Genomic DNA, 8,202 nt, shown 5'->3' with positions numbered 1-8,202 from the left:
AATAACCTCTTTTTGTCATGCCTATTTTTAGTTGTTTAATTATAATACTTTTTTTCGATTTTGTTACTTGACATTTAATAGCTGGTCTTTTTTATTAAACTTGTCCAAGTTTAAATTAATATTATCACAAAAAATATATTTTGTAAATGATTTATATATAATTAATTCACATTTAGTTTAAAAAAATTTACATTTTAATTTATTTATGATAATATAATTAATATAAGATTTAGTAAAAAAACAAATATCAAATACAAGAATATAAATAAAAAGGTGAATTAATGATGTTTTTAGAAAATAAAGTTTTATCTCCAGGAAAAAAAATAAAAGCTATAAGAAAAATATTGAAAATTAACCAAGAAGAATTGACAAAAGGAGTATATAATAGAAGTCTAATTAGTTATATAGAAAACGATAAGATAAAGCTATCAAAAAAAGTTGCCGAAATATTAGCTAATAATATTAATCAAATAGCTAAACAAAAAAACATACCATTAGAGATAACTCCTGATTATTTATTAGAAGAAGAAATTGTCCAAGTTAATAAAATAATTAGAAATTCATTAAATATACTTAACAATATCAACACTATAGATAATCATATTTTTCATAATGAAGTTAATAGAATAGAGAATTTATTTAAAACTTATGATGTAAAAGAATTAAAGTTAAAAGCCTACAAAAAAATAGCTAATTTGTATTATAAAAACAAAAACTATAATAATAGTTATATATATTATCTAAAAGCATTAAAAGTTTGTATGCAAACTACGAATTCTAGTTGTTTTCCCGAATTATTGTTAGAATTAGGCAAATGTTCTATAAAAATGCTAAACTATAATGTAGCAACTCTAATTAATGAATATGCATTATCCATCTTAAAATCAAACTCAACCACTAATATAGATTTACTTAAAAAAGCATATTTTAACTTATCTCTAAGTTACAAAAAATTAGGAAATTATGATTCATGTCTAAGTACATTAGAAAATATGGAATTAAATAATTTACAACTAGATACATGTGAAATACTCGATATTTTGTTATTAAAAGGTAATTGTTACCTCAGAAAAAAACAATTTAAATCAGCAAAAGATACTTATTTTGAAGCTCTTAATATATCAGAAAGTAATAATATTTTAAATAAATCAGCCATGATTTATATTAATATAGCTAATATTTATAATAATTTGGGAAAAACACATAAAGCTATTGAATTTGCAAATAAATCTTTTAATATAAGAAAAAATAAAAAAGACATTAATTTAGCTAATACTTTAATTTTCCTAGGTGAATTATATTTAAAAATTAATGAAATAGAAAAAGCTCATAAAAATATAGTAGATGCTATTGAAATTCTCAAATACAAAGGATATGAAAAAATAAACATAGATTCATTTATTCAGAGCTATAAGTTATTAATCAATATATATATCATAAAAGATAAGGAAACCTTAATAGAAAAGATTGCATATGACATAGAAAAGTTATTTCAATATAATATTTCGAAAATACAAAAACAAGAATTAAAAGAACTTTTAGTTAAAATAGGATATTATTATATGGAAAGAGATTTTTATAAATCCAAAGAATTTATTAGTAAAAGCTTAAATTTGTAAAATATAACAAAAAAATAATTAACAATAATCAAAAATAACTTTAAATTCTTTAACAGGATTTGTAAATCTAATTTCTCATATTTTACAAATTAGCAATACGGTATGTTTTTGTCTTATTATTTTTTATCTTCTAATTTTAATATCTCTATTCGCTGTTTTTTTATAGTATTTTATAATTTCTTCAAGATTACTTTCAATATTTGAAAAACCTACCGCATTGCTTTTTAAAAAATTTAATAGTCAAAACAGTAGCCAATCTCTTTTACCGCATTATCACTTACAATAAATCTATTCCCTATTAAAACAAACAACATCACTTTCTATACAGTAACATACATTGCCCCTAAAAATAATACTACAATTATATATTTAAAAAATAATATATACATCAAACATTCAAATTTTATTCTCATAATTAGATAAGGATATTATAAATATATTATATAAAGGAGGTATGTATTAATGAAAATCAAAAAATTAATATCTATAATTCTAATTGGATTATTATTATTAGGACTAGGAAGTATATGTTATGCCGAAGAAGAAGATCCTGACCCATGGAATGTTACTTATAACATGTAGTAATTTGTAAATACAATAATAAATAATATTAATTGCGAAATATGCATATTTAACTATATTCATAATACGCAAGAATGGTAGCCAACAGTAATTATAAAAAATTACACATATAAAAAAATAATAATTTTAGAAACAGAAATTTTATATCTTTCGTAATTTATAAAATTATATAGTTATATAATACAGACTGTTGACAAACTTATATTTTTTAATATTTATGAAAATGAAAGCGAATGCTTGAAAGAATTGAGTTTTTTCTAAATTCGTCCGCATGAGCGTCATTTTCTAAAATATTTTACTTTGTAAACAAGCTCACCCCTACTTATATAAAGTAGGGGTAAAATATTATAATTTCTCTTTAATCATATCAACAAAATATCTATGGAATGATTCATCTTCCGTAAGTTCAGGATGGAATGAAGTTGCCAACATATTCTTTTCTCTTGCAGCAATAATCTTACCTTCGTGCTCTGATAGAATTTCAACTCCTTCTCCAACCTTCTCAATATAAGGCGCTCTAATGAAAACTAATGATATTGGTTTTGATGAAACTTGTGGTATTGTCTTTTCTATCATAAAACTATCTATCTGACTGCCATATGCATTTCTTTTTACTTCAATATCCATTACTCCTAAATGCGAATAATCCTGCCCTACAATTTTTTTCGCCAATAATATCATTCCTGCACATGTTCCCCATACAGGCATGCCTTCCAAAATCTTTTCTTTTAATGGTAAAAATATATTAAAATCTTTCATAATCTTACCTATTGTAGTGCTTTCTCCACCCGGAATAATCAATCCATCTATTTCTTTTATCTGCTCTTCATATTTTACTCTGATTGGCTCTACTCCTTCTATTTTCTCAAGCATTTCAATGTGTTCGATTACAGATCCTTGAAAATCTAGTACTCCGACTTTAATCATTATTACCATCCTCTTTCAGCAAACTCTGTAGTCAATTTACTAATTTCTAATCCATACATAGGTTCTCCTAAATCTTCAGAAACTTCAGCAAGAATTTCAGGATCATTATAATATGTAGTCGCTTTAACTATTGCTTTTGCTCTCTTCTCTGGATTAGAAGATTTAAATATGCCAGAACCTACAAATACTCCATCACATCCTAACTGCATCATAAGAGCCGCATCAGCAGGAGTTGCAATTCCACCAGCTGCAAAGTTTACAACAGGAAGCCTTCCATGTTCAGCCACATATTCAACTAAATGATAAGGTGCTCCCATTTCTTTAGCAGCAGTCATAAGTTCTTCTTTAGGCATAAGTTTCAATTTTCTTATTTCAGAAAGCATCTGTCTCATATGCCTTACAGCCTCTACAACATTACCAGTTCCCGCTTCTCCTTTTGTTCTTATCATAGACGCTCCTTCTGCAATTCTTCGTAATGCTTCTCCTAAATTTCTGGCACCACATACAAAAGGAACTTTAAACTGCTTTTTATTAATATGATACATTTCGTCCGCTGGAGTTAAAACTTCACTCTCGTCAATAAAGTCTATTCCTATAGCCTCTAAAATTTGAGCCTCTACAAAATGTCCAATCCTCACTTTTGCCATAACTGGTATCGATACTGCCTTTTTTATTTCTTTTATCATTTTAGGATCTGACATTCTTGCTACTCCGCCCTGCTTCCTAATATCAGCAGGTACTCTCTCTAATGCCATAACAGCTACGGCTCCGGCTTCTTCAGCTATTTTAGCCTGTTCTGGATTTGTAACATCCATGATAACTCCGCCTTTAAGCATTTGTGCAAGATTTTTGTTCAGTTCATATCTCTTATTCACATTATCTCCCCCCATATAATATTTTTGTATTTATATTTGTATCGTTTATTATTTAAAATTGTATCGGTATTTATTATCTTTATAGCTACATTACCGTTACAATTCTATTATGTCATAATAATTGTATTGCGTCAATACAAAAAAACCTACCCAATTTAATGGTGTAGGTTTATTTTTCCTCACATCTCTTTTTTTCTAACCTATCTAATATCAATTTATATCCTTCTGCTCCATAGTTAAGTGCCCTATTTATTCTGCTAATAGTTGCCGTAGAAGCCCCCGTCTCATTTTCAATCTCTATGTAAGTCTTATTCTCTCTTAATAATTTTGCAACTTGAAGCCTTTGAGCCAAAGATTTTATTTCTTTTATCGTACAGATATCTTCAAAAAATCTGTAACACTCTTCTAAATTCTTAAGTTCTAATATCGCTTCAAATAGCTCATCTATATGAGAATCTTTTATTTTAGAATCATAACTCATTAAATCACTCCCGAAAAATAAATTCTAAATTTAAAACGTTAAATTCTAAATAAACGTTATCATTCACATCTTTACTGCTCTTATTAACTATTGACTAATTTTACATTTATCAATTAATTTTACATTTTACATTTTCAATTTTACATTTCTCTACCAAATGCTTTTTAAAAATTTATAATATTTTTATCTATTTTACAAATACTATTTTTGAAGTCTATCTCCAACACACTGTTAAGGAAGTGATATTTTGAAAAATTACTATGATAAAAATAAACCTAAAGCTTCGAATGGACAGGATATTATACTCTCAACATACAATGCCAAAAAATTTCCAATAATAGAAAAAGAAACGAATGCATTTGTGTTCCCTTGGAATATGCAGAGAGATGTAGACGCCATTGATACTATGAAATTTTATTCGGGAACTAACCCTATTACTGAAGAAATAGAATCTAAAGAAACGAAAAATAATAAATTAAGGTAGAGGCTTGCAATTGCAAGCCTTATATTTATTTAATTGTAAACTCCTTTATCCCCTCAAGCCCTACAATATCTATCCATTCTGAAATTGTTTTCCCTTTAATTACTATATTCTCATTTAAATCCTTTAATGGCACTAAAACGAAAGCTCTTTCTTGAATTCTAGGATGGGGGATTGTTAATTTATCATCATTTATAGAAACATCATCATAAATCAATATATCGACATCAATAGTTCTAGGCCCCCATCTGAAATAACGCTTTCTTTTTAATATTCTCTCAACTTTTTGGCATTCCTCTAAAAGTTCAAATGGATCTAAATCAGTCTCTATCTCCATGCATAAATTTAGAAATTTATCTTGCAGAGTATATCCCCATGGTTCGGTTTCATATATTTTAGAAATCTTTATTACTTCAGTATTTCTAAAGTTTTTAATAAGTCGTATAGCTTCATTTAAATTATTAAGTCTGTCTCCTAAATTTGTTCCTACCCCCAAATACACTTTAGCCATCGCTTCTTACTCTCCTTATCTCCACACCAAAATAGTCAAATATCCCATTAACAGGAGCTTGAGGTTTCTTTACCCTTACAACTATCTCTTTAACATTTTTAAATTCATCTAAAACTTTTACTGCAATATTTTCAGCCAGAGCCTCAATAAGTTTAAATGTATTGTTTTCACATATACCCTTAACCATCTCATATACTTTAGCATAATTTACCGACTGACTTAAATCATCAGTTTCTCCTGCCTTCTTTAAATCGCAAAAGAGTTCTAAATCAATAATAAATTTTTGGCCTATAACATTTTCTTCCTTTAATGCCCCATGATAGGCATAAAAGTTTAAACTCTTTAACATTATTTTATCCAAAATATCCCTACTTTCTAAAAATAGCATCTGTTACTTTAGCAGCTCGTAAGTTTTCTTTTACATCATGTACTCTGACAATATCGACTCCCTGCATAATCCCCATAACTGTTGTCGCTATAGTCCCTTCTACTCTTTCCTTTGGAGGCAAGTCTAAAATCTTACCAATCATAGATTTTCTAGAAGTCCCTAATAAAATTGGATATCCTAATTCAGTAAGCTCTGATAGCCTTCTCATAACCTCCATGTTTTGCTTTGGAGTTTTTCCAAAACCAATCCCTGGATCTAATATAATATTTTTTTCTTTAACACCCGCTTCTTTTGCTAATCTAATACTTTCTTTCAGAAAATCTTTTATAGATTCCATAATATCCTTTTTATATTCAGTCCCTATTTGATTATGCATAATGATAACTGGGACATCATATTTAGCAACAACTTTTGCCATATTTTTATCTCTTTGAAGGCCCCAAACATCATTGATTATATGACAACCGAGTTTTAAAACTTCTTCGGCAACCCTTGATTTATAAGTATCTACTGAAATCGGTATGTCAATTTCTTTGACTAATCTTTTTATTACCGGAATTAACCTCTTTAATTCTTCCTCTTCAGATACTTCTTTGGCCCCAGGCCTTGTTGACTCGGCTCCTACATCGATTATATCTGCACCCTCTCTAACCATCTCTTTTGCATGCTCAACTGCTTTATCTACACCAAGATATTCTCCTCCATCTGAAAAACTGTCAGGAGTTACATTCAATATCCCCATTATATAAGTTCTTTTACCAAATTCAAACATAATATCCCCCTTTTTACTTTTGATTTATCAAGCTCATAACTTCTGCTCTAGATTCTGGCCTTGTTTCAAATATACCCCTTACCGCTGATGTAACAGTTTTTGAACCCGGTTTTTTTATTCCCCTCATAGTCATACACATGTGTTCAGCTTCAACTACAACTACTACACCATAAGGCTCAAGAACTTCCATTAAAGTATCTGCAATAGTCTTGGTAATTCTCTCCTGAAGTTGAGGCCTCTTTGCAACAGTTTCAACTACCCTTGCAAGTTTAGAAAGCCCTGTAAGTTTCCCACCTTTAGGTATATATGCAACATGTGCTTTACCAAAAAAAGGTACTAAATGATGTTCACACATTGAATAAAAAGGTATATCTTTAACTAAAACTAATTCTTCATATTTTTCATCTTGGAAATAGATTTGTAAATGCTCTTTTGGATCTTCTTTCAGTCCTGAAAATATTTCTTCATACATTCTAGCTATCCTATCAGGTGTTCCTTTAAGTCCTTCTCTATCCGGATCTTCACCTATTGCCTCTAAAATATCTCTAACTGCTCTCTTAATCTTTTCTTTATCCATCTTTACATCTCCTTTTGTATATTTTCTCCTATAATATAATCAAACACTTCTTTTAATTTTTCAATATCATATTCATTATAGAAGTCTACAACAATGCTGAATAAATCATTATTTAATTTTTTAAGACTTTTTAACAGTTTTTTATCCTTCGGAACCCATATATTATTTAATCTATAATATAATTTTATCATCTCCTTAATACATAAATTTGAAAGGAAATGGTATTCATATTTTGGCCCATTTTGCAATTTATTAAGCTTTTTAAAGTAATCATCTATCTTAATTATACAATTATTTATTTCATAATCTTCCATTTTATCTGGCCCTTTATTATACTCTCTAATAGACTCTTTAATAATATAATCACCAAATCCATCTCTATCATATACTAATTTACCATCTTTAAGACATTCAATAAAGAATTGTTCCCTTTTTTTAATCAATTCCTCTGAAACTTTTTTCGAAAAATAATTCATATCGAATTCTACGCCTGAAACTTCTAAAATCTTTCTTATCTGTCTGCTGCCTTCTTCCGTTATTACAAATATATCTATATCGTTTAACTTAACATCAAATTCTAAATTTCTCATAGAACCCACTAGAATAATAGATGTTACATTTACATTTTTTTTGATTTCCTCTATTTGTTGCTCAACGATTTTTAAAACGTCCATAAAATTTTTCCGTTGACTTATATCTATAAAAATCTTATAGAAGGCAACGCATACCTATAAATCTTTATAGATTTATAGATCTTATCCGATACTTCTATTATGAGGCTATAAGCCTGCATAACTCGAAGTCGCTTTCTACTTTTATAGGATTGCACAGCTTTAAATTAAGCCAACGGTTTTCACCTCCTGCTTTGTATCTCTGCTGTGCTTTTTTACTGCCCAATATACATATATTCCTTGCTCCGTTTAAATCAGCATTGATTATTTTATTTATAACTTTGTCTTTGAATAACCCTCGTTTAACTCGCTTCCCAT

At 28.3% G+C, this 8,202-nt stretch carries 11 protein-coding genes; 2 read left to right on the top strand and 9 right to left on the bottom strand.

The window, feature by feature from the left end; genetic code table 11:
* Nucleotides 1-284: 284 nt before the first annotated feature.
* A complete protein-coding gene (locus BUB51_RS11230) occupies nucleotides 285-1,619 on the top strand; it encodes a helix-turn-helix transcriptional regulator (protein WP_073197809.1) in 1,335 nt (444 codons plus the stop codon).
* A gap of 927 nt (nucleotides 1,620-2,546) precedes the next feature.
* On the opposite strand, the gene pdxT is transcribed toward BUB51_RS11230, so the two are convergent.
* The 3 genes from pdxT to BUB51_RS11215 form a co-directional block, all read right to left on the bottom strand.
* Nucleotides 2,547-3,128, bottom strand: a complete 582-nt coding sequence (gene pdxT, locus BUB51_RS11225) for a pyridoxal 5'-phosphate synthase glutaminase subunit PdxT (RefSeq protein WP_073197807.1) — start codon at nucleotides 3,126-3,128, stop codon at nucleotides 2,547-2,549.
* 2 nt (nucleotides 3,129-3,130) lie between these two features.
* Nucleotides 3,131-4,018 carry a pyridoxal 5'-phosphate synthase lyase subunit PdxS gene (gene pdxS / locus BUB51_RS11220; RefSeq protein WP_156099448.1) on the bottom strand — a complete coding sequence of 296 codons (888 nt, stop codon included), beginning with the start codon at nucleotides 4,016-4,018 and terminating at the stop codon, nucleotides 3,131-3,133.
* A 154-nt stretch (nucleotides 4,019-4,172) separates the two neighbouring features.
* Nucleotides 4,173-4,484, bottom strand: coding sequence for a YerC/YecD family TrpR-related protein (locus BUB51_RS11215; protein ID WP_073197805.1), 312 nt, complete (start codon nucleotides 4,482-4,484; stop codon nucleotides 4,173-4,175).
* Between the two features lie 247 nt (nucleotides 4,485-4,731).
* Here BUB51_RS11215 and BUB51_RS11210 point away from each other — a divergent pair, with 247 nt between their 5' ends.
* Nucleotides 4,732-4,968 carry a hypothetical protein gene (locus BUB51_RS11210; protein ID WP_073197803.1) on the top strand — a complete coding sequence of 79 codons (237 nt, stop codon included), beginning with the start codon at nucleotides 4,732-4,734 and terminating at the stop codon, nucleotides 4,966-4,968.
* A 25-nt stretch (nucleotides 4,969-4,993) separates the two neighbouring features.
* On the opposite strand, the gene folK is transcribed toward BUB51_RS11210, so the two are convergent.
* The 6 genes from folK to BUB51_RS11180 form a co-directional block, all read right to left on the bottom strand.
* The gene (folK, locus tag BUB51_RS11205; protein ID WP_073197802.1) at nucleotides 4,994-5,476 is read right to left on the bottom strand and encodes a 2-amino-4-hydroxy-6-hydroxymethyldihydropteridine diphosphokinase; all 483 of its coding nucleotides are present in this window, start codon (nucleotides 5,474-5,476) and stop codon (nucleotides 4,994-4,996) included.
* On the bottom strand, nucleotides 5,469-5,837 hold the full coding sequence (gene folB, locus BUB51_RS11200; RefSeq protein ID WP_073197800.1) for a dihydroneopterin aldolase: 369 nt from the start codon (nucleotides 5,835-5,837) through the stop codon (nucleotides 5,469-5,471). The genes folK and folB overlap by 8 nt, the downstream gene beginning before the upstream one ends.
* A 7-nt stretch (nucleotides 5,838-5,844) precedes the next feature.
* Nucleotides 5,845-6,636, bottom strand: coding sequence for a dihydropteroate synthase (folP, locus tag BUB51_RS11195; RefSeq protein ID WP_073197798.1), 792 nt, complete (start codon nucleotides 6,634-6,636; stop codon nucleotides 5,845-5,847).
* Nucleotides 6,637-6,649: 13 nt separating this feature from the next.
* Nucleotides 6,650-7,213, bottom strand: coding sequence for a GTP cyclohydrolase I FolE (folE, locus tag BUB51_RS11190; protein ID WP_073197796.1), 564 nt, complete (start codon nucleotides 7,211-7,213; stop codon nucleotides 6,650-6,652).
* 2 nt (nucleotides 7,214-7,215) lie between these two features.
* Complete coding sequence (locus BUB51_RS11185) at nucleotides 7,216-7,887, bottom strand: nucleotidyltransferase domain-containing protein (protein ID WP_073197795.1); 672 nt, start codon at nucleotides 7,885-7,887, stop codon at nucleotides 7,216-7,218.
* Nucleotides 7,888-7,984: 97 nt separating this feature from the next.
* Nucleotides 7,985-8,202: hypothetical protein (locus BUB51_RS11180; protein WP_200791956.1), on the bottom strand; the 218-nt coding region annotated here is incomplete at its 5' end.

It is taken from the genome of Caloranaerobacter azorensis DSM 13643, from assembly GCF_900129995.1.
Taxonomy (GTDB): Bacteria; Bacillota; Clostridia; order Tissierellales; family Thermohalobacteraceae; genus Caloranaerobacter; species Caloranaerobacter azorensis.
This window is presented reverse-complemented; position numbering and strand designations above follow the sequence as displayed.

Excerpts from the sequence above, each read along its gene's own strand:
- folE (WP_073197796.1), bottom strand. The coding sequence starts at position 7,213 with ATGGATAAAGAAAAGATTAAGAGAGCAGTTAGAGATATTTTAGAGGCA.
- BUB51_RS11185 (WP_073197795.1), bottom strand. The coding sequence starts at position 7,887 with ATGGACGTTTTAAAAATCGTTGAGCAACAAATAGAGGAAATCAAAAAA.
- folK (WP_073197802.1), bottom strand. The coding sequence starts at position 5,476 with ATGGCTAAAGTGTATTTGGGGGTAGGAACAAATTTAGGAGACAGACTT.
- folP (WP_073197798.1), bottom strand. The coding sequence starts at position 6,636 with ATGTTTGAATTTGGTAAAAGAACTTATATAATGGGGATATTGAATGTA.
- pdxS (WP_156099448.1), bottom strand. The coding sequence starts at position 4,018 with ATGGGGGGAGATAATGTGAATAAGAGATATGAACTGAACAAAAATCTT.
- BUB51_RS11230 (WP_073197809.1), top strand. The coding sequence starts at position 285 with ATGTTTTTAGAAAATAAAGTTTTATCTCCAGGAAAAAAAATAAAAGCT.
- BUB51_RS11215 (WP_073197805.1), bottom strand. The coding sequence starts at position 4,484 with ATGAGTTATGATTCTAAAATAAAAGATTCTCATATAGATGAGCTATTT.
- pdxT (WP_073197807.1), bottom strand. The coding sequence starts at position 3,128 with ATGATTAAAGTCGGAGTACTAGATTTTCAAGGATCTGTAATCGAACAC.